General features: G+C 68.0%; 13 protein-coding genes. 6 read left to right on the top strand and 7 right to left on the bottom strand.

What is annotated here, in order from left to right; genetic code table 11:
* Position 1 precedes the first annotated feature (1 nt).
* The gene (locus tag E4A53_RS08795; RefSeq protein ID WP_136162717.1) at positions 2 to 1,780 is read left to right on the top strand and encodes a DUF4231 domain-containing protein; all 1,779 of its coding nucleotides are present in this window, start codon (positions 2 to 4) and stop codon (positions 1,778 to 1,780) included.
* 6 nt (positions 1,781 to 1,786) lie between these two features.
* Here the strand turns inward: E4A53_RS08795 and E4A53_RS08790 are convergent, their stop codons facing one another.
* Positions 1,787 to 3,316, bottom strand: a complete 1,530-nt coding sequence (locus E4A53_RS08790; RefSeq protein WP_206366282.1) for a glycoside hydrolase family 27 protein — start codon at positions 3,314 to 3,316, stop codon at positions 1,787 to 1,789.
* Between the two features lie 73 nt (positions 3,317 to 3,389).
* The gene (locus E4A53_RS08785; protein WP_168694338.1) at positions 3,390 to 6,323 is read right to left on the bottom strand and encodes a TonB-dependent receptor domain-containing protein; all 2,934 of its coding nucleotides are present in this window, start codon (positions 6,321 to 6,323) and stop codon (positions 3,390 to 3,392) included.
* Positions 6,324 to 6,710: 387 nt separating this feature from the next.
* Here E4A53_RS08785 and araD1 point away from each other — a divergent pair, with 387 nt between their 5' ends.
* The gene (gene araD1, locus E4A53_RS14785) at positions 6,711 to 7,697 is read left to right on the top strand and encodes an AraD1 family protein (RefSeq protein ID WP_136162714.1); all 987 of its coding nucleotides are present in this window, start codon (positions 6,711 to 6,713) and stop codon (positions 7,695 to 7,697) included.
* Positions 7,694 to 8,623, top strand: coding sequence for a Gfo/Idh/MocA family protein (locus E4A53_RS14780; RefSeq protein ID WP_136162713.1), 930 nt, complete (start codon positions 7,694 to 7,696; stop codon positions 8,621 to 8,623). The genes araD1 and E4A53_RS14780 overlap by 4 nt, the downstream gene beginning before the upstream one ends.
* Positions 8,624 to 8,678: 55 nt before the next feature.
* On the opposite strand, the gene E4A53_RS08770 is transcribed toward E4A53_RS14780, so the two are convergent.
* Positions 8,679 to 9,347, bottom strand: a complete 669-nt coding sequence (locus tag E4A53_RS08770) for a GntR family transcriptional regulator (protein WP_136162756.1) — start codon at positions 9,345 to 9,347, stop codon at positions 8,679 to 8,681.
* A 157-nt stretch (positions 9,348 to 9,504) separates the two neighbouring features.
* Between E4A53_RS08770 and E4A53_RS08765 the strand changes: the two genes are divergently transcribed.
* The gene (locus tag E4A53_RS08765; protein ID WP_136162712.1) at positions 9,505 to 11,892 is read left to right on the top strand and encodes a glycoside hydrolase family 127 protein; all 2,388 of its coding nucleotides are present in this window, start codon (positions 9,505 to 9,507) and stop codon (positions 11,890 to 11,892) included.
* Positions 11,893 to 11,939: 47 nt separating this feature from the next.
* On the opposite strand, the gene E4A53_RS08760 is transcribed toward E4A53_RS08765, so the two are convergent.
* Entirely contained in the window at positions 11,940 to 14,642 is a 2,703-nt protein-coding gene (locus E4A53_RS08760; RefSeq protein WP_136162711.1) for a DUF5695 domain-containing protein, read from the bottom strand.
* A complete protein-coding gene (locus tag E4A53_RS08755; RefSeq protein ID WP_136162710.1) occupies positions 14,639 to 15,916 on the bottom strand; it encodes a sugar MFS transporter in 1,278 nt (425 codons plus the stop codon). Before E4A53_RS08755 ends, E4A53_RS08760 begins: the two co-directional genes overlap by 4 nt.
* Positions 15,917 to 16,088: 172 nt before the next feature.
* On the opposite strand from E4A53_RS08755, the gene E4A53_RS08750 reads away from it, so the two are divergent.
* Both E4A53_RS08750 and E4A53_RS08745 read left to right on the top strand, forming a co-directional pair.
* On the top strand, positions 16,089 to 17,213 hold the full coding sequence (locus E4A53_RS08750; RefSeq protein WP_239018215.1) for an aldose epimerase family protein: 1,125 nt from the start codon (positions 16,089 to 16,091) through the stop codon (positions 17,211 to 17,213).
* Positions 17,214 to 17,240: 27 nt separating this feature from the next.
* Positions 17,241 to 19,046: an IlvD/Edd family dehydratase gene (locus tag E4A53_RS08745; RefSeq protein ID WP_136162708.1), complete on the top strand. Its 1,806-nt coding sequence runs from the start codon at positions 17,241 to 17,243 to the stop codon at positions 19,044 to 19,046.
* A gap of 17 nt (positions 19,047 to 19,063) precedes the next feature.
* On the opposite strand, the gene E4A53_RS08740 is transcribed toward E4A53_RS08745, so the two are convergent.
* Together E4A53_RS08740 and E4A53_RS08735 are read right to left on the bottom strand one after the other, a co-directional pair.
* On the bottom strand, positions 19,064 to 19,804 hold the full coding sequence (locus E4A53_RS08740; RefSeq protein WP_136162707.1) for a FadR/GntR family transcriptional regulator: 741 nt from the start codon (positions 19,802 to 19,804) through the stop codon (positions 19,064 to 19,066).
* Between the two features lie 151 nt (positions 19,805 to 19,955).
* Complete coding sequence (locus E4A53_RS08735; protein ID WP_239018214.1) at positions 19,956 to 20,813, bottom strand: SMP-30/gluconolactonase/LRE family protein; 858 nt, start codon at positions 20,811 to 20,813, stop codon at positions 19,956 to 19,958.
* Positions 20,814 to 20,973: the final 160 nt, after the last annotated feature.

Raw genomic sequence — 20,973 nt, 5'->3', positions numbered from 1 at the left:
CGTGACCCACCCGCCACGCCCGGAACTCGCCCTCAGCCTAGGTATCACCGGGCACCGGTCGTTGACGGCGGCGGAGCGCGACGCGCTCGATACGGCGCTCGACGCACTGCTCACCGCCATCGCCCGCATCACCACCAGGATCGGGCGCGACCACGCCGCCCTGTTCGGCGAACGGCCGCCGGCGCTGACCCTGGTGTCGCCGCTCGCCGAGGGCGCCGATCAGGCCGCCGCGGAGGCCGCCTTGCGCCACGGCTTCTCGCTACACGCGGTGCTGCCCTTCCCGCCCGCCGTCTATGCGGAGGATTTCAAGGGACCGGCGCTCGCCACCTTCCACGCCCTGCTCGACCGCGCCGATTCGGCCTACGCACTGCCCGGCCTGCGCAGCCACGGCCCACACGGCTATATCCTGGCGGGCGAAGCGACGGTCGCACAGTGCGACATACTCGTCGCCGCGTGGAACGGAGAGGATGCGCGCGGCCGCGGCGGCACCGCCGACATCCTCGACCTCGCGGTGCGCCGCGGTGTTCCGGTCATCCACCTGCCGACCGGCAAGGCGGCGGGCGGGCCGCGCATCCTGTGGTCCGGCTTCGGCGCGATGGCTTCGGATTTCCTGCGGCGGGACGAAGCGCCGCAGCGCCCGCTGGACGATGCCGCGCTGGAGACGCTGATCCGCACGCTCGTCGCCCCGCCGGCCGACGGCCCGGAACTGGACATCTTCCTTGCGGAGGAGGAGTTGCGCACCCGCTGGCGCCCGGAATGGGCGCTGATGCTGGCGGCGGTCGGCGTCCAGCCGCTGCGCCGCTCCAGCTTTCGCGGCCAGCCCTATGCCGACGCGGCCCGGCGCGACTGGGCCGCCTATCGGCAGGGGGCGGAGGTTACCTGCGGGCCGCTCGCCCGGATGGACCGGCTCGAATCCGCCTTCGCCTGGGCCGACGGGCTCGCCCAGCATTACGCCAACGTGTTCCGCAGCGGCGTCGTGCTGAACTTCGCCGGCGCCGCACTGGCGGTGCTGCTGTCGCTGATCGCCGGGCTGCTGCCGGGGCAGAAGCTCTATCTGCTGGTCGCCGAACTGGTCGTCATCGCGGCGATTATCGCCAACACCGCCTATGGCACGCGCCGCGAATGGCACCGGCGCTGGCTCGACTATCGCTTCCTCGCCGAACAGCTTCGCCCGCTGCGCAGCCTGAAGCTGCTCGGCGCCGGCAACCTCGCCCTGCGCGCGCGCAGCGGCACCCGCCGCTGGACCGACTGGTATGTCCAGGCGATCTGGCGCACCCTTGGCGTGCCGCCGACGCTGGACGGCACCGGCGCCCTCGCCCGCCTCGCGCGGCATGTCGCGGCGCACGAGTTGGACGACCAGGTCGCCTACAACCGCCGCTCGGCCGGGCAGATGCACCGGCTCGACCACCGGCTGCACCGGTTGGGGATGGCGCTGTTCGCGCTGACCATCCTGACCGGCCTCGGCACGCTCGGCGGCCTCGTCTTCGCCTACAAGGCGACGAAGGAGGTCGCACCGATCCTCGGCATGCTCTCCGCCGCATTCCCGACGCTCGGCGCCGGCATCTTCGGCATTCGCGGCGCCGGCGACTTCGCCGGAACCGCCGGCCGCTCGGCCGAAACAGCCCGCCGGCTGGAACAGATCGCCGCCATGCTCCGCGCCGACGACCTCGATCATTCGCTCGCCGCCCGCGCTACCGAACAGGCCGCCGCGATCATGCTCGCCGACCTCGGCGAATGGCGGTCGACCTACACCCACCGCAAGCTGGCGATCCCGTCCTGAGCCGAACTATCGCACCCTGAACAACATCGTCCCGTGCGGTGGCAGGGCCAGCGGGAGCGCGCCGTCCGCTACCGCCACCTGCCGCCCCGCCCACAGCTCCGTCACCATTTCCGGCGCCGTCAGCCCCAATGCGGCGAAGGACAGGGTCGAGGCCAGCGGCGCCGCAGAACGGTTGAACACCGCCAGCGCGTAGGAGCCGTCGGCCAGTGGTTTGCGCCAGATGCTGAGCGCCCCTTCCCCACCGATCCTGACCCCCGGCGCACCGAGCGCATCCTGGTCGACGGCGATCACCGCTGCATTGGTCAGGATCGCGCGGGTCTCCGCGTCCATCGCCCGCACGTCATGGCCAAGGATCAGCGGCGCCGCCTGGATCGCCCACAACGCCATATGGCTGCGATATTCGTCCGGCGTCATCCCGCCATTGCCGATTTCCAGCATGTCGGGGTCGTTCCAGCCGCCGACGCCGACATGCTCGGGCGATCCGTTGGTGTCGAAGCCGATCTTGGCCATCGATTCGTAGGTGTCCTCAATGTCGCGGGTCGTCCGCCACAGATTGCCGCCGACGGCACGCCCCCAGGCGCCGACATCGTTCCGCCCGTACTGGCACAGGCTGTAGACGATCGGCCGGCCGCTCGCCTGCAGGGCCGCGCCCATCTGCTGATAGGCGGCCTTCACCGCTTCCGGCGTGCGGTAGATGCCTTCGCCGGAACACAGGTCGTATTTCAGATAATCGATGCCCCAGGCGGCGAAGGTCCGCGCATCCTGCTCGACATGGCCGTAGCTGCCTTCGTAGCCGGCGCAGGTCTTCGGCCCCGGCGAGCTGTAGATGCCAAGCTTCATGCCGCGCGCGTGGACGTAGTCGGCCAGCGCCTTCATGTCGGGAAATTTGGCGTTGGGTTGCAGCACGCCCTGCGCGTCGCGCTTGCCCTGCCACCCGTCGTCGATGTTGATGTGGACATAGCCGGCATCGCGCAGGCCGGACGCGACCATCGCGTCCGCGATCTGCCGCACTGTCTTGTCGTCGATCTCCGCGGCGAACTTATTCCAGCTACTCCAGCCCATCGGCGGCGTGCGCGCCAAGCCGTTGTCCGGCAGAGCCCGCAGCGCCGGCAGCGGATAGGTGGGAAAGGCGCGCGCCCTGGCCTGCGCCTCCGTGCCCGGTACCGCCGCGACGTCGACATGCTGGTGCCAGACATCGCCGGCGATCCGCAGCGTGCCGCCGCTGAGCGTGGCCGTCCACGTCTTCGCGCCCAGGCGCGGATTGCCGTTGTCGATCTCGAACGACGCGACGGCGCCGTCCATCCGCAGGTTCTGCATCGGCATGTCGCCGTACCAATCGGTGGTGATCGTGCCGGAAAGCGTGTCGCCCCGGCGCTCGATCCGCGCCATGCGCAGGCCGGGGAAGGGCGGCGTCTCGCCGATGACCCAGATGCCCTCGATCGTATTGGTCGGGGCAACGCGGGCGACCGCGGGGGTCAAGACAAGGCTGCATGCGCCAAGAACCGGCACGGCCAGCCGCAGGGGAAGGGTTCGCACCAGCATTGCCACCTCGCGAAAAAAATCCGCTGCCGACCACGCTAGCAGGGTCGGCAGCGGCAGGGGAGAGAGGTTAGAACCGGGCCGTGGCGCCGACGAAAATCGTCCGGCCCATGCCGTCGTAACGCTGGGGATAGGTATTGCCGTTCTGGTTGGTATTGAGGTCGCCGTTCAGCACCGGCGGCGTCTTGTCGAAGATGTTGCTGACCCCCGCCCGCAAGGTCAGGAATTTGAAGGTATAGGATCCGGACAGGTCGAAGTAGTTGTAGGACGGGATGTTGTATTCATCGGTCCCCTGGCTGAGGAACGGATCGCCGACGACGTTGCCGTCGAATGTCGACCTGCCGATATAGCGCCAGTTGAGCGACAGCTCGGCGCCGAAATCGGACGTCCAGGTCGTGCGCAGGCTGTGGCGCCAGTGCGGCTGCGGCACGCCGCAAACCGTGCCGAAGCGCCCGGAGCAGTCATAGCTGCCGGTGCCCGGCAGCCCTTCCGTCTCGAAGCTGTCGACATAGGTACCGAGCAGGTTGAAGCTCAGCGAGCCGAGATTGCCGATCGTCGTGCGATAGGACGCGTCGACGTCCAGCCCCTTTGCCCGGATGAAACCGAGATTGGCGTTGGTGTCGAGAACGCCGACGTCGTTGTTGGTGCCGCCGAACAGCAGGCCGTTCGGGTTGCGCTGGATGCGCGCGCAGAACAGCGGGTCGCCGGTCTGGATACAGTTGTTGACGATGGTCGCCGCGCCGATCACGCCGATGACGTTCGTCACCTTGATGTCGTAATAGTCGAGCGACATCACGAAGCCGGGCAGCGCCCGCGGCTGGACGATCGCGCCCAGGCTGATCGAGCGTGCCTTTTCCGGATCGAGCGCCGGGTTGCCGCCACCGATCGACGTGCACTGGCGGGCCGGACATTCGGTGATGTGGCCATACTGGGCCGCGGTCACCCCGGTCAGTTGGCACTGGGCCAGCGTGGCTGTTGGGGTCGGGCCCGAACAGGGGTCGACGCCGGAATAATTCCCGCTCAGCTGCGGACTGAACAGTTCGAGGACGTTCGGCGCGCGCCCGGCCTTCTGGTAGCTGGCGCGGAAGCGGACATCGGGGATCGGCGCCCAGTCCATCGCCAGTTTGTAGGTGCTCACCTGCCCTGCGCTGGAATAGTCGGAAGTGCGATAGCCGCCTTCGAAGGTCAGGCTGTCGGCGAACGGCTGGCCCTGGATGATCGGCACCCTAACCTCGCCGTAGAACTCGCTGACGCTGAACCCGCTGCGCGGCAGCTCGTGCAGGGTGCCGCCGCCGAAGATGTCGCCGGCCTTGTCGGTGGCCGACGGATTGTAGCTCAGCCGCTCGTCCCGATACTCATAACCGATCGCGATGCCGACGCCGTCGTCGGCCCACGGCATGGTCAGCCCGTAGGTGCCAAGATTGCCGGCCAGCGAGGCGCTGACCACCTTCTCGGTCGTGACGCCGGTCTGGAAGCTGTCGGTGGTGATGTAATTCAGCATTTCCGGCGTCCACGCACCCAGTCCGCCGAGCAGGTCGAGCGGCACGCAGGCCGGATCGGTGCCGTTGACGACCGACCGGCATTTCACGGTCCCGCCGTCGTTGACGACGTCGAGCGCGTTGATCACCCGGCTGCGCGACAACTGACCGTTCTGACGCTGGATATAATCGGTGCGGCCGTACTGGCCGTAGACGTCGTAATTCCACCCTTCCATTGGTGCCCCGCGCACGCCGCCGACGATACGCAGCGAGTCATGCTTCAGGTTGTAGAAGCGCGGCCCCGCCTCCACCGCGCGGCGGCCGACGAGCAGGCGGACCTGGTCCGTCGGCGCCAGCCCGAAATTGGTGCACAGCTTCTGGCGGTGGTCGGCGGTCAGCAGCAGGCTGTCGCAACCAACGAGGATTTCGCCGTTGGACGGGCCGGTGCCCAGGAACAGCGCGCTTTCGGCGATCTGGTAGGTCGAGCGGTCGGCGGTGACCATCACGTCGCCGTACAGCTCGATCGCCGGCGTCGCCTCGTAATGGGCGAAGGCGCCGAACTGATAGCGCTTGTTGGGGCGGGAGAAGTAGTTGATCGGCGTGTAGTTATACTGGTCCGTCGCGCTGTCGTACGGACGAAGAGTGCCATCCGTCAGTGCGAAAAAGTCCGCATCCGGCGCCGTGCCGGCCGGCGCCGGATTCTGGACGATGAACCGGTTGTAGTTGCTTGATCCGCCGCAGTTGCGCGGCGGCTTCGGCCCGACCATCGCGCATGCCGCAAAGTCGAAGTCGCGCTGGAACGCGGCGTTTGCCTTGCGATAGACGGCGTAGGCCGTGACGTTGCCGCGCCCGTCGGCGAAATTGGTGCCGAAAGCGCCCGACAAGGTGTAGTTGCCGCCTGTCGAGATATTGGACGGCGGGATCCGGAAATTCCTGTCGGCCAGTGCCCGCTGCGCGTCCGCGAAGTCGTTGCCGTGCTGGTAGAAACCATATTGCGCGTCGAGCACTACGCCGTTCAGGTTGCGCTTCATCTTGAAGTTGACGACGCCGGCGATCGCGTCGGACCCGTAGACGGCGGAAGCGCCGCCGGTCACCACCTCGACCCGCTCGATCAGCGCCGCCGGAATGGCGTTGATGTCCGCGACCGGAAAGGTCGGATCGCCCGGCATCAGCCGCTTGCCGTCGACCAGGACCAGCGTGCGGACCGGCGACAGCGCGCGCAGGTCGACGGTGGCGATGCCGGTCGCTCCGTTGTTCGACGTCTGCGACTGGCCGGGAAACACCTGCGGCAGGCTGTTGAGCAGCGTTTCGGCCGACGTCGTGCCCTGCAGCCTGACCTCCGCCGAATCGATCGTGGTGATCGGGCTGACACTTTTCAGCCCGGCCTGTGGAATGCGCGATCCGGTGATGATGATCACGTCGTCGTCCGGCGCGGGCTGGGCCAGCGCCGCCGGCGGCAGCAGCATGGTCGCGGTCGCGGCGGCCGCAACGCCGGTCAGCCAGCGCGTGGTCGAGAATCCTGTCATGACGTCCCCCATTTTTTAGCGATCGAATGCGCGTCGTTGCACGCAGCGGAGGACAATGAACATGTCCGACAAAATAAATCAAATAAATTATACGTTCTCCGGATAACCCCAGCTTTTGCAGGGCCCCGCACATTACTCGCGTTTGCAACTATTCGGATATCCACACAAACTACTAGATTTTATAGGGATTCAGTACCTTAATCCGCGAATCGCTCTCACGTCCGCAGCAACGCGATGGCTCGCGTGCACCTATTTATTGTCCGAGTAATATTCGCTATAGACGCCGCTCTCAGGAGAGGAATCCCGTATGGCCATCGACAGAACCACCACCGCGCGATACCCGAATCGCATCGCCACGCAGGACGCTTCGGCGCGGGAGGATGGGCTGTGACACTCTCGTTGATTCAATATCGGCATCAGGGCGGCAACCGCCGCGTCGCGCTGGCGACGGACGCGGGCGCCTACGCCCTGTCCGGTCCTTCGACCGTGTATGAATTGGCGCTGGACGCCGCGGATTCGGGGGCGACGCTGGCGGAGCGCGCCCGGGCGCTGGCGTCCGGCGAGGCGGTCGACATCGGCGCGGCGCTGGCCGAAGGGCGCGTGCTCTCGCCGATCGATCATCCGGACCCCGCCCATCTGCTGCTGACCGGCACCGGCCTCACTCATCTCGGCTCGGCCGAGGGGCGCGACAAGATGCACCGCGATGCTGCGACCGCGACCACCGACTCGATGCGGATGTTCCTGATGGGGGTCGAAGGCGGCAAGCCGGCGCCCGGTGCGGCCGGCGTTCAGCCCGAATGGTTCTACAAGGGCGACGGATCCGCCCTTTCCGCCCCCGGTGCGCCGTTGGTTTCGCCCGCTTTCGCTCTGGACGGCAGCGAAGAGCCGGAAATCGCCGGCGTCTACCTGATCGGTCGCGACGGCACGCCGCTGCGCCTGGGCTTCGCGCTCGCCAACGAGTTTTCGGATCATGTGACCGAACGCGGCAACTACCTCTGGCTCGCCCATTCGAAGCTGCGCCCCGCCGCGCTGGGGCCGGAATTATTGACCGGCCCACTGCCCGATCATGTCGCCGGAACCAGCCGCATCCTGCGCGACGGCGAGGCGATCTGGGACAAGCCCTTCCTGTCCGGCGAATCCAACATGGCCCACAGCATCGCCAATCTGGAGGCGCATCATTTCAAATACGGCGCCTTCCGCCGGCCGGGCGACGTCCATGTCCATTTCTTCGGCACCGCCACCCTGTCCTTCGGCAACGGCGTGACCACTCGCGCCGGCGACGTTTTCGAGATCGCCGCCGAACCGTTCCGCTGGCCGCTGCGCAACCCGCTGGCGATCGCGGCGGACGCCCCGGTCGCGGTGCGGGCGCTGTGACCGGGCCGATACCGATCGCGATCGTCGGCGTTGGCAAGATCGCGCGAGACCAGCATCTTCCGGCGATCGCCGGCAACCCCGCCTTCGCGCTGGCGGCAACGGTCGGCCATCACGACGGCGTCGCCGGCGTTCCGCACTATCCCGACATCGACACGCTGTGCGACGCCCACCCGGAGGTGGCGGCGGTGGCGCTGTGCACGCCGCCGCAGCAGCGCCATGCGCTGGCGCGCGCGGCGCTGGCGCGCGGCCTGCACGTGCTGCTGGAAAAGCCGCCCGGCGCCACCGTCGCCGAAGTCGCCGATCTCATCGCCTGCGCGCAGCGGGCCGGACGCACGCTGTTCGCCGCCTGGCATTCGCGCTTCGCCCCGGCGGTGGAGCCGGCGCGCGCCTGGCTGGCGCAGCGGCGGGTCCGATCGGTCGCGGTCGTGTGGAAGGAGGATGTCCGCCACTGGCACCCCGGCCAGCAATGGATCTGGGAAGCGGGCGGCCTCGGCGTGTTTGATCCCGGCATCAACGCGCTGTCGATCGCGACGCGCATCCTGCCCGCGCCGTTCTTCCTGACCGGCGGCACCCTGTCCTTCCCGGCCAATCGCGAAGCACCGATCGCCGCCGACCTGCGCTTTGCCGATGCCGACGCCACGCCGATCACCGCCGTGTTCGACTGGCGGCAGGTCGGGCCGCAAAGCTGGGACATCACCGTCGAGACCGACGACGGCAGGCTGGAGATCAGCCGCGGAGGCGGCGCCCTGCGCATCGCCGGCATCGACCAGCCATGCCCCGCGGAGGCGGAATATCCCGGCCTCTACGCCCGCTTCGCGGCGCTGATCGCCGCAAACGGCGCCTGCGATGTCGACGTGACCCCGCTGGTCCACGTCGCCGATGCCTTCCTAGCCACGCGTCGGGTGGCGGTGGAAGCATTCGCCTAGAGTTTGTCCGCTTCAGGCGGAAACGGCACCGATCGAACAGGGCTAAGCCGCCGGTTCAGGCGGCGTCGGCCGCCTCGCTCTCATGCACGAATTGCCGCCGAAAGCCGTCCAGCGTGTCGACAAGGCACTCGCGGGCGCACGCCGCGGCCCGATCGCCGTCGCCGGCGAGCCAGGCGGTGGCAAGCTTGCGATGCGCGGTCAGCATCCGCTGCGCCCTGCCGACCGGTTCGAGATGCTTGCGCACGTAACGCGCCGACAGGACATGCAGCCGTTCGACCATACGAATGGTGATCCGGGTTGAACCGGGCTGGACCAGGGCCAGATGGAACGCGCGGCTGAACGTGGTGATCGCCCGGGAACGGGCCACTACCGCCTCGGCCAGCGCGGAAAGCGCCTGGCGGACGGCTGCGTGATCGGCGGGCCCGGCCACTTCCGCGGCCCTGCCGATCGCATCCGGCTCGATCTTCAACCGCAGCGCGAAAATCTCCTCCGCCTCGACCGCCGACAACTGGGGCAGAAAGAACCCCTTGTTCGCTTCGGACGCCAGCAGCCCTTCCTGCTCCAGCCGGAACAGCGCCTCGCGCAACGGAATCCGGCTGACCCCAAATTCGCGAGCGAACCCGCTCTGGCTGATCGGTTCGCCCGGCTCTATCTCGCCACGGGCGATTCGATCACGGATGACAGTGAAAATTCGCTCGGACAGCGTTGCGACGACTAATTCCATATTCCTTCCTTCGCTTCGCCACTTAACTCTGACAATATTACGCGTCTGCATTTTGATAAACATTTATCTTAAAGGCATGTTTTAATCGCTACTGCACGGTTGTCATTGCGGCAACGGCAGTCTATCAAATATCAAATGTCGTACAAATGAGGGCATGATGCACGAAGCCAGCTTTGACACCAGCCGCCGCCGCCTGCTGGCCGGGGTCGCCGGGGCCGCCTTTCTCGCCACACTGCCCGCCGCCGCCGCGCGCGCCGCGACGGCCACCGCCCTGCCCGGCAAGGCCGCGCCGCTGCCGCTGGCCGACGTGCGCCTGCTGCCGTCGCCGTTCCTCGACGCGGTCGAAGCCAATCGCCGCTACCTGCTCAGCCTGTCGTCGGACCGGCTGCTGCACAACTTCATCCAGTTCGCCGGGCTGGAGCCGAAGGGCGAACCCTATGGCGGGTGGGAACGCGACACCATCGCCGGCCACACGCTCGGCCACTATCTGACCGCGCTCGCCCTGCTCCACGCCCAGACCGGCGACGCAGAGGCGAAGACGCGCGCCGTCTACATCGTCGGCGAGCTGGCGCGCGCCCAGGCAGCGCAGGGCGACGGCTATGTCGCCGGCTTCACCCGCAAGCGCAAGGACGGCACGATCGTCGACGGCAAGGAGATTTTTCCGGAGATCATGCGCGGCGAGATCCGTTCGGCGGGCTTCGACCTGAACGGCTGCTGGGTTCCGTTCTACAACTGGCACAAGCTGTTCGCCGGGCTGATGGACGTCGACCAGCTATGCGGCGGCAGCCCCCAGGCGATCGCGGTCGCTGTCGCGCTCGGCGGCTATATCGACACGGTGTTCGCCGCGCTCGACGACGCGCAGGTGCAGACCGTGCTCGATTGCGAGCACGGCGGCATCAACGAAAGCTTCGCCGAACTCTACGCCCGCACCGGCGACGCCCGCTGGCTGCGGCTGGCCGAGCGCATCTATCACAAGCGCGTGCTCGATCCGCTTGCCGCCCGGCGCGACGAACTGGCCAACATTCACGCCAACACCCAGATCCCGAAGCTGATCGGCCTCGCCCGCCTGCACGAGCTGACCGGCAAGCCGGAACAGGCGGTCGCGCCGCGCTTCTTCTGGCAGATCGTGACGACCGACCACAGCTATGTGATCGGCGGCAATGCCGACCGCGAGTATTTCTCCGAGCCGCGGACGATCGCCGGCCACATCACCGAGCAGACCTGCGAGGGCTGCAACAGCTACAACATGCTGAAGCTGACCCGCCACCTGTTCGGCTGGCAACCGGACGGCGCGCTGTTCGACTATTACGAGCGCGCCCACCTCAACCACGTGATGGCGCAGCAGGACCCGGCGACCGGCATGTTCACCTACATGACGCCGCTGATGTCGGGCATCCGCCGCGAATTCTCGGAGCCGGAGGACAGTTTCTGGTGCTGCGTCGGTTCCGGCATGGAAAGCCATGCCAAGCACGGTGATTCCATCTGGTGGCAGGGCGACGACACGCTGTTCGTCAACCTCTACATCGCCTCGCGCCTGGACTGGAAAGCACGCGGCGCGGCGCTGACGCTCGCCACCGCCTACCCTTATGACGGCGCCGTCACCATCACCCTCGACAGCCTGCGCAAGCCGGCCAGCTTCGCGCTGGCGCTGCGCATCCCCGGCTGGGCGAAGGACGCGGCGATCGCGGTCAACGGCAAGCCGGCGACGGTGCTGCGCGATGCCGGCTACGCCATCATCCGCCGCCGCTGGAAGGCGGGGGACAGCGTCGCGCTGACCCTGCCGCTTGCCCTGCGGCTGGAAACGACGCCGGGCGACGACAGCGTCGTCGCGCTGCTGCGTGGGCCGATGGTGCTGGCCGCCGATCTCGGCCCGGCCGACGAGCCGTTCGCGCAGGCGGCGCCGGCGCTCGTCGGGCAGGACCTGCTCGCCGGCTTCCAGCCGGTCGCGCCGCAACAGGCCGCCTACCGCAGCGTCGGCATTGGCCGCCCCGGCGATATGCAGTTCGGCCCGTTCTACAAGAACTACCATCGGCGCAGCGCCGTTTACTTCCGCCGTTTCGACGACGCGCAATGGGCAAAGGAGGAAGTCGCCTTCGCCGCCGAACAGGCGCGGCTGAACGAGCTTGCCGCCCGCTCGGTCGACGTCATGCACCTGGGCGAAATGCAGCCCGAGCGCGACCATGAGCTGAAGTCGGAAATCTCCTATCCGGTCACCTATCGCGGCCGCCACGGCCGCGATGCCCGCACCGGCGGCTTCTTCGCCTTCCGGATGAAAACACGCCCCGGCCCGCTCACCCTGCAGGCCACCTATTGGGCGGACGAGCGCGCGCGGCTGTTCCATATCCTGGTCGACGGCAAACGCATCGCCAGCCAGCGGCTGCGGCCGGACAAGCCGGTGTTCTTCGACGTCGACTATCCGATCCCGGAGGAGCTTACGCGCGGCAAGACCAGTATCGAAATCCGCTTCGAGCCGGAGCCGGGCAACACCGCCGGCCCGGTCTACGGCTGCCGCCTTTTCACCCCGGCGCCAGCCCAGCGCAGCTAATCCGCGACCACCTGCGCTCCTGCGAAAGCAGGAGCACGGATGAAGCGCTACCGCCCGGCGCTCAGGGTGATCGTCGCGCCATCGGCGGTCAGCGGCACGACATAGGCGCCACGCAGCTTCACGGTGTCGCTCGCCGGCCGATACGCCGCCTTGCCGGCCACCGTCGTCTCGACCCGCAGATAGGCGGTCGGCGTCGACGGTTCCGCCGGGTCCAGGCGGACGGTCACTTGCCCGCTCGCCGGCGCATAATCTACCCGGCTGAAGCGCCCGGCGTCCAGGGTCAGCCACAGGCCGGCCGGCGCGATGAACAGCCGGTTGCGGAACGCGTCGCGCGGCACGATGCCGACCGTCGCCCTGCCCTGCTCCACCAGCCCACCGAAACCGATCCAGCCAAACGCCGGATGATCGACAAGATAGGCTGCCGTCGCATAGGCCAGGCCGAAGAAGCCGGTGCCATAGTCGCCGCTATAGGCATCGAAGCGCATATGGTCCGGGTCGGAATGGAAAGCGGCCGATCCGAACCCGTCCTGATCGATGTTGGTCAGCGTGCCCATCAACCCGCCATAGGCGACGCGCAGCAGGTGGATGTCGGCCGGGTCGCGCCGATAGGCGTCGAACAGCGGGATTGCATTGTTGGCGGAACCGTAATGATGGATCTGCCGCTCGATCCGCTTGTCCTTGCCGGCGTAGAGGAAATCCCAATAGCGCCGGGCATTGCCGTTATAGCCCCAACTCGGGATCAGCGGGTCGTAGCCCAGGATGACCTCGCGGGTCAGTTCCGCCTTCGCCGTCTCGCCGAGCCGCCGCATCCACGCATAGACCTCCGGCTGGCCGGTCGAATCCCACGGCATCTCGCTGCCGAACGGATAATCCTCTTTGGCCCAGGCGTCGGCGCGGACGCGCATCGCCGCCTCCAGCGCGCCGGCCTGCGCCATCATCCCCTCCCGCCGCAGATCGTCGATGATATCGATGAACACATCGCCTTCCATCTGGCCGAAGCGCGCGTATTGCGGGGCCAGCCGCGGCATCGCCAGCGCGGTGCGGTAGGCGCGGTCGAGATACCAGCGCCAGTCGTGCGCCTTGACCAGCCCTTCCCGATACCGCCCCAGCCGGTAGAGCACCCAATGGGCGGCGGCGACATGGACATAGTTGAACGAGCGGACGACCGAATCCGCCTGCTTGCGGTCCCATGATGCCCAGGTCGACCAGTCGATCGCCGGATCGTAGCGCCCCGGCGCTACCTTGCTGTCGTAAAAGAACAGGCTCTTGCGCACGCCGTCGCGCAGCGGCCCTTCGTTGACCTGCAACCGCCCGTCGAGCGTACCCGTCACGAAGCGCTCGAACTTCGCCACCTCGCCGGGTTCCGCCGCGCCCAGTTGCTTCATGATCGCCGCCAGCCATGCCCCGGCCCCGCCCTCGTCGCTGAGACCGGCGATCCACACCCGCTGGTCCTGCAGGACGATCGCATCCGCCTCGCGGTCATAGCTCATGATCGACGGCCCGCGCCGGAACGGATCGGCCGGGTCGTCGTACCATTGCCGCGTCGTCAGGAACCGCCCCAGGTCCGCCACCGCTTGTTCGCTGGGCTTGGTGACGAAATAGGCGATGGTCTGGTCGGAACCGTCGGCATAGCGGATGGTCAGCCGCGCCCGCCCCCATGCCCGCCCGCGCACCCGATACCGCGCCCAGCCGTTAACCGCCGCCGCCCGCGTCACCTCCAGCGCGCCTTCGGGGTGAACCGTGATCGCGCTGACCGGCTGCGCCGCCTTCAGGAACAGATCGGCCGGCAGGTCGGTCGGCACGACGTAGCCGGGGATGCCGACGGCGACCGGCCGCCCGGCGGCGGCCAGCACCGGCTCGATCGCGCGGATGCCGGGGGCAAGCAGGAAGCGCACCCCGATCTCGCGGCGCTCGCCTGGCTTCAGGACCAGCGCGGTCGGCGCGTTCCACGGCTCTGCGCCTTTCCACTCGCGCTCGGCGAAGGCGCGGCTGGCGACCATCCAGGCATAAAATCCCTCGAACGTCTGGCCGCGCTTGGTGCCATCTTCGATTGGCTTGTACGCCTCGAACGGCGTTCCCTTTTCCGGCACCACGACCAGCGCCGGCCCGGCGCCGTTCAGCCGCGTCACCTGCAGATAGCCGGCATCGCGGGCGATCGACGGGTCGGCGAAGCTGGCGCGGCCATGCGCCTCGGCCAGCGAGCGGTCGGTCAGGATGTTGTTGAACACCATCGGCAGGCCAAGCCCGCCGATCTCGATCGCCCGGTCGCCGGGGTTGGACAGGGTGAAGCGCAGCGCCAGATGCCCATCCGCCACCAGCCAGCGCCGCTCGATGCGCAGCGGCAAGCCGGCGGGGAGAGCGGGGGTCAGGTCCGCCGCCGCCCGCACCGCGCCCGCCGCCGGCAGCGCCCGCACGGGCAGTCGGCGCGAGGCGGTCGAATAATCGCGCCATTCGCCCTCACCCACACGCCGCAGCCGAAGGGCGATGTCGCCAAGGTGATGATAGCCGTCGCCCCGCCGCGCGGCCAAGCGGTCGGACGGCGCGAAGTCGAACCCGTCCACCCCGCCCGGCACCAGCGCGATCAGCGTCTGGGCGGCGCGGTCGAGCGTCACGGTGAAACCGGCGGCGGCGAAACGCATCGTCGCGTCCGCCGCCGCCTCCCCCGTTAACGCGTCGGGCGCCGCCACCGGCACGGCCGCCCCCAGGCACAGAAGGGCTGCCAGCGCGGCCAGCGAGGCGCCGCCCTTCATGCCTTTCGCGGCCGGCAGGCCCACAGCGCGTAGAACAACACATACAGCTCGCAGGCGGCTGTCAGCAGGAAGGATAGCTGCAGCCCCCACATATCGGCCAGCTTGCCGTGGACGATGACCAGCGCCCCGCCGGCGATCGCCATGATCAGCAGCCCGGATCCCTCCTCGGTCAACGGCCCCAGCCCGCGGATGCCCAGGGTGAAGATCGTCGGAAACATGATCGAATGGAACAGCCCGACCGAGATCAACGCCCACATCGCCAGCGGCCCGTTCGACAGCACCGTCACCATCATCACCACGAACGCGCCGATGCTCGCCCAGGCGAGAATCGTCTCCGCCGCCGTGTGCCGCATCAGGTAGCTGCCGGCGAAACGCCCGACCATCATCCCGCCCCACAGCAGGAACAGGTAGCGCGAAGCCTCCGCATGGGTCAGGTTGCCGATGTCCGGCGCGGAGACGAAATTGATGAACAGGTTGCTGACCCCGATTTCGGCGATCAGGTAGATGAAGATCGCCGGCACGCCGAACACCAGGTTGCGATGGCGCCACAGCGAATGATTGGCGCGCTCCTTCCGCGCGACCCGTCGGGTGGCGCCGCCCAGCTCGGGCAGTTTGTAGCGGGCGATGACGGTCGCCAGCAGCGCCAGCACCGCTGCGACGATCAGATAGGGCAGTTGGACGGACTGGGCATCGGCCAGCCGCTGCTCCATCGTCAGCGCCGCCGCGCCCTCCACCGTATTGCCCGACATGCTCCGGCCAAGGATCAGGTAGCCGCCGAACAGCGGCGCGAAGGTGGTGCCCATCGAATTGAACGCCTGGACGAAGTTCAGGCGGGCGGATGCGGTCTCCGGCGAGCCGATCACCGCGACATAGGGGTTGGCGGCGACCTGGAGCAGGGTGATGCCGGACGCGATGACGAACAGCGCCGCCAGCACCACGCCATAGGACGGGATCCGCGCCGCCGGGATCATCATAAGCGCCCCGCCGGCCATGACGAGCAGGCCGACGACGATCGCCTGCTTGTAACCGATTCGCTCGATCAGCCGCGCTGCAGGCAGCGATGCGGTGAAATAGGCGATGAACCATACCGATTCGATCAGCGTCGTCTGGGTGTAGTTCAGGTCGAACACGCTGCGCAGATGCGGCAGCAGCGTGTTGTTGATGACGGTGATGAAACCCCACATGAAGAACAGGCTGGCGAGCAGCGCCAATGCCGGGCGGTAACTACCAGGGCCGTCCCCCGCCGCCGAAACGGTGCCGCCGCTTGTCGCCATGTGCCGCCATCCCCTTGCCTATGGACGGTCCCGTCGCTTTGCGCGCAACGGGATTGCCATCCCTTTATTTGTCTGAGTATATGAACCTATCGGATCGGTCAACGCGCTGTCGCGGACGCCGGCGCAATTGTTCACTTCGGGGAAGGACCGACACATGAAAGGGCTATACCGTATGTTAGCGGCCGGCGCTTCGGCGGCGGCGCTGGCCGGCGCTGCGCACGCAGCGGAAGCGAGCCGCGCGCCGTTCGGCACCCTTGCCGACGGTACCGCGATCGAGCGGATCACCCTGACCAACGGCCGCGGCATCGCCGCCAGCATCATCAGCTACGGCGCCACCCTGCAGGCGCTGGAGGTGCCCGACCGTGCCGGAAAGCGCGCCGATGTCGTGCTCGGCTACGCGAAACTCGACGACTATGTCGCCGTCCCCAAATATTTTGGCTCGAGCGTCGGCCGCTATGCCAACCGCATCGCCGGCGGCCATTTCACCCTCGACGGGCGGGCCTACACGCTCGCCACCAATGACGGACCGAATTCGCTGCACGGCGGGCGCAAGGGGTTCGACAAAGTCGCGTGGACGGTCGTGTCGGTCGAATCCGGCCCGGCGGCGCGCGTCGTCCTGCGTTATGTCAGCCCCGACGGGGAAGAAGGCTATCCCGGCACGCTGACCGTCACCGCCACTTACAGCCTGGACGAGGACAATGCCCTCGCGATCACCTACGAAGCGCGGACGGACAAACCGACGATCGTCAACCTGACCAACCACAGCTTCTTCAACCTCGCCGGCGAGGGGTCGGACACCAGCATATTGGGGCATGTGCTGACCATCGCCGCCGACGCGATCACCCCGGTCGATGAAACGCGGATCCCGACGGGCGCGCTGCGGCCGGTCGCCGGCACGGCGTTCGATTTCCGCACGCCGACGGCGATCGGCGCCCGCATCCGCGACGCCAGCGACCAGCAGATCCTCTACGGGCGCGGTTACGACCATAATTACGCGCTGAACGGCACCGCCGGCGGCACGCCACGCCTTGCCGCGCGGCTGGAGGACCCGGCATCCGGCCGGGTGATGGAACTGCTCAGCGACCAGAAGGGCGTGCAATTCTATTCCGGCAATTTCCTCGATGCCTCGGTCGCCGGCAAGAGCGGCCGCGTCTATCGGCAGAGCGACGGGCTGGCGCTGGAACCGCAGCTTTTTCCCGACACGCCGAACCAGCCGGCGTTCGGCTCCGCCCGCCTGGACCCCGGCGCGGTCTATCGCAACCGCGCCGTCTATCGGTTCACCACCAGCCAGCGCTAAGCCTGTTCGTGCGGAGAAGCCCTCATAATGACTGACCCCGACCCTATACCACCGCGCGCGCTGCGTTCGCGCGCGTGGTTCGACAATCCCGACAATATCGACATGACCGCGCTCTACCTGGAGCGCTATCTGAACTTCGGCCTGTCGCTGGAGGAACTGCGCTCCGGCAAGCCGATCATCGGCATCGCCCAGACCGGATCGGACCTCAGCCCGTGCAACCGCCACCACCTGGTGCTGGCCGACCGCATCCGCGAAGGCATCCGCAGCGCCGGCGGCATCGCGCTGGAATTCCCGGTCCACCCGATCCAGGAAACCGGCAAGCGCCCGACCGCCGCGCTCGACCGCAACCTGGCCTATCTGAGCCTGGTCGAGATCCTCTACGGCTACCCGATCGACGGCGTCGTGCTGACCATCGGCTGCGACAAGACGACGCCAGCCTGCCTGATGGCGGCGGCGACGGTCAACATCCCGGCGATCGCGCTGTCGGTCGGCCCGATGCTGAACGGCTGGCACCGGGGCGAGCGCACCGGATCCGGCACCATAGTCTGGAAAGCGCGGCAGATGCTGGCGGCCGGAGAGATCGACCGCGACCGCTTCATCGAACTGGTCGCATCGTCGGCGCCCTCGACCGGCTATTGCAACACGATGGGCACCGCGACGACAATGAACTCGCTGGCGGAAGTGCTCGGCATGCAACTCCCCGGCTCCGCCGCCATCCCCGCCCCCTATCGCGACCGCCAGGAAATGGCGTGGCGCACCGGCATGCGCATCGTCGATATGGTGCAGGAGGATATCAAGCCGTCCGACATCATGACGCGGGAAGCGTTCCTCAACGCGATCGTCGTCAATTCGGCGATCGGCGGCTCGACCAACGCACCGATCCACCTCGCCGCGATTGCCCGCCACATGGGGGTGGATCTGTCGCTCGACGACTGGCAGGCGCACGGGCACAAGGTGCCGGTGCTGGTCAACCTGCAACCGGCGGGCGAATATCTGGGTGAGGATTACTACCATGCCGGCGGCGTGCCGGCGGTGGTCGCCGCGCTGATCGAGCAGGGGCTGATCCACGCCGATGCGATGACGGTCAACGGCCGTACGCTGGGCGAGAACTGCGCCGGCAAGGCCAGCATCGACGAGCGGGTGATCCTGCCCTTCGACAAGCCGTTGCGCTCCGACGCCGGCTTCATGGTGCTGAGCGGCAACCTGTTCGCCAACGCGATCATGAAGACCAGCGTGATCTCCGACGAATTCCGCGCCCGCTACCTGTCGAACCCGGACGACCCGGACGCGTTCGAAGGGCGGGCGATCGTGTTCGACGGGCCGGAGGACTATCACGCGCGGATCGACGACCCGGTGCTGGCGATCGACGCCCACTGCATCCTGTTCATGCGTGGCACCGGGCCGATCGGCTATCCCGGCGCGGCGGAGGTCGTGAACATGCGCCCGCCCGACTACCTGATCCGGCAGGGCATCCACTCGCTGCCCTGCATCGGCGACGGCCGGCAGTCCGGCACGTCCGGGTCGCCGTCGATCCTGAACGCCGCGCCGGAAGCGGCGGCCGGCGGCGGGCTGGCGCTGCTGCGCACCGGCGACCGCGTCCGCATCGACCTGCGCAACGCCCGCGCCGACATGCTCGTCGACGATGCGGAACTGGAGGCGCGCCGCGCCGCGCTCGCCGCACAGGGCGGCTATCCCTATCCGGAATCGCAGACGCCCTGGCAGGAAATCCAGCGCGCACTGGTCGGCCAGCTCGATACCGGCGCGATCCTCGAAGGGTCGGAACGCCACCAGCGCATCGCCCAGACCCGCGGCATTCCCCGCGACAGCCACTGAGGGCCAACGCCGGCGCCCTACCCGTCCAGCGACATCTCGGTATCGGCCAGCGCCAGGCGGATCAGCTCACGCATCGCCTCGCGCGCGGTGACCGGGTCGCCGTCGGCAATCGCGTCGTACAGCGCGCGGTGCTCGTCCATCGGGTCGCGCGGCAGGCGGCGGGCGCGCTGCTTGAACACCGTCGTCCAGCTGACGGCGGCGCCGATCGAGCTGGACAGCGACATCAGCGGCTCGTTGCGCGTCGCCTCCAGCACGGTGTGGTGGAACTGCTGGTCGGCATCGCGCCCCTCAACCGTCGCCAGCCCGAATTCGGCCATCCGTTCAAGCGCATGGCCCATGCGCGACAGCTGCTGGCCGGTGCGCCGCTCGGCGGCCAGCGCCGCCGCTTCCGGCTCGACGATCATCCGCAGTTCGAACAGATCGCGGATAAAGGCAGGGCTCGGTTCGCTCTCGAACGCCCAGGCCAGCACGTCGGGGTCCAGCATGTTCCAGTTGCTGCGCGGGCTGACGCGGGTCCCGGTCTTGGGCCGGCTTTCGACCAGCCCCTTGGCGGACAGGATGCGGATCGCCTCGCGATAGGCGCTGCGCGATACGTTCAGATGCTCGCTGAACTCGATCTCTCCGGACAGCGTGTCGCCCGACGCATAGCGACCGCCGAGGATGGCAACCCCCAGATCATGTGCGATAGCGCCATGAATGCGATTGGCCCCCGGCCCTTTTCGTCCACCCGAGCCGAAGCCCTGACGCCCTTTGGTCATGCCATCCCCATCCCCGCGCCCAATTCAGGCCGTCGGATGGCGCAATGAAGGGCCAGAGGCCGGATGGCAAGCCGTCGCGCCACGCCGTCAACCCATCGGACGTTACGGAACGCGCAGGATGCCCCTTTCCGGCACGCTGTCTTTGCTCCCCTCATCCGCCAAAGGCCGACGAGGCCACGCCGCGGACGCCGGGCGCAAGCTCGAACAGCGCCCCCGCCAGCGGCTCGTCCGGTCGGTCGAGCGCCGCCGAGGTGACGAACAGCCGGTCGAGGCCAGGTCCGCCGAAGCAGCAACTGGTGATCCGCGACGCCGGCAGCGCGATCGACCGCTCCAGTTGCCCTTCGGGATCGAAGCGACTGATCCGCCCGCCGTCCCAATGGGCGACCCACAGGCACCCGTCGGTGTCGCCGGTCATCCCGTCCGGGTAACCCCAGTCGTCGGCGAAGCGGATGTGTTCGCGCTTATTGGCGATGCTCCCGTCATCGCCCATGTCGAACGCGTATATCGTCCGCCGGTCGCTATCAGTGTGGAACAGGATGCGGCCGTCGCGCGAGAAGGCCGGGCCGTTGGTGACGCCGTAACCGTCGTCGCAGCGCGCCCAGCGCTTGTCGTGATCGAGGCGGTACAGCGCCCCCGGATTGCCGGCACCGCTGTCGTCCTTGGTCCCGGCCCAGATCCGCCCCCAGCGATCGACCTTGGCGTCGTTGAAGCGGTTGCCCGGCCGGTCGGGCTCCGGGTCGCCGATCGGCTCTATCCGGAACGGGTCGAGCGACAATTCCGCGAAGCCGCTTTGCAGGCCGACGACGAAATCGGCGCGGCCGGCCCGCTCCGCGACCCAGCCGATCGGCTCGTCGAACGCGAACGTCCGCGTTTCGCCGCCGGCAAGGTCGAGCTGGTGAAGCGCCGGCGCCAATATGTCGACCCACAGCAGCATGCCGCGCCCCGCGCACCATAGCGGCCCTTCTCCGAGCAGGTCGCGCCGCTCGCGCGGGATGATCGCGTAATCCACGGCTCATTCGTATGACAAACCGGCCGGCCTGTCATCCCTCCACCGGCCGGATGCGGCCGCGATTTCAATCCCCTGACTGCGGCATATGACCGGTTTGCGCGGTCGGTCCCGAAACGGCACGGCGGCTACGGCAGGGTGCTTCCCGCTTGCCGAATCCGTT

Source organism: Sphingomonas flavalba (genome assembly GCF_004796535.1).
GTDB classification, from domain to species: Bacteria; Pseudomonadota; Alphaproteobacteria; order Sphingomonadales; family Sphingomonadaceae; genus Sphingomonas_L; species Sphingomonas_L flavalba.
Note: the sequence above shows the minus strand (reverse complement) of the source record. Positions and strands in the feature narration are given on the sequence as shown.

What these genes read in the sequence shown, in the direction of transcription:
- E4A53_RS08785 (WP_168694338.1), bottom strand. Translation starts at nt 6,323, where the DNA reads ATGACAGGATTCTCGACCACGCGCTGGCTGACCGGCGTTGCGGCCGCC.
- E4A53_RS08770 (WP_136162756.1), bottom strand. Translation starts at nt 9,347, where the DNA reads ATGGAATTAGTCGTCGCAACGCTGTCCGAGCGAATTTTCACTGTCATC.
- E4A53_RS08765 (WP_136162712.1), top strand. Translation starts at nt 9,505, where the DNA reads ATGCACGAAGCCAGCTTTGACACCAGCCGCCGCCGCCTGCTGGCCGGG.
- E4A53_RS08760 (WP_136162711.1), bottom strand. Translation starts at nt 14,642, where the DNA reads ATGAAGGGCGGCGCCTCGCTGGCCGCGCTGGCAGCCCTTCTGTGCCTG.
- E4A53_RS08755 (WP_136162710.1), bottom strand. Translation starts at nt 15,916, where the DNA reads ATGGCGACAAGCGGCGGCACCGTTTCGGCGGCGGGGGACGGCCCTGGT.
- E4A53_RS08750 (WP_239018215.1), top strand. Translation starts at nt 16,089, where the DNA reads ATGTTAGCGGCCGGCGCTTCGGCGGCGGCGCTGGCCGGCGCTGCGCAC.
- E4A53_RS08745 (WP_136162708.1), top strand. Translation starts at nt 17,241, where the DNA reads ATGACTGACCCCGACCCTATACCACCGCGCGCGCTGCGTTCGCGCGCG.
- E4A53_RS08740 (WP_136162707.1), bottom strand. Translation starts at nt 19,804, where the DNA reads ATGACCAAAGGGCGTCAGGGCTTCGGCTCGGGTGGACGAAAAGGGCCG.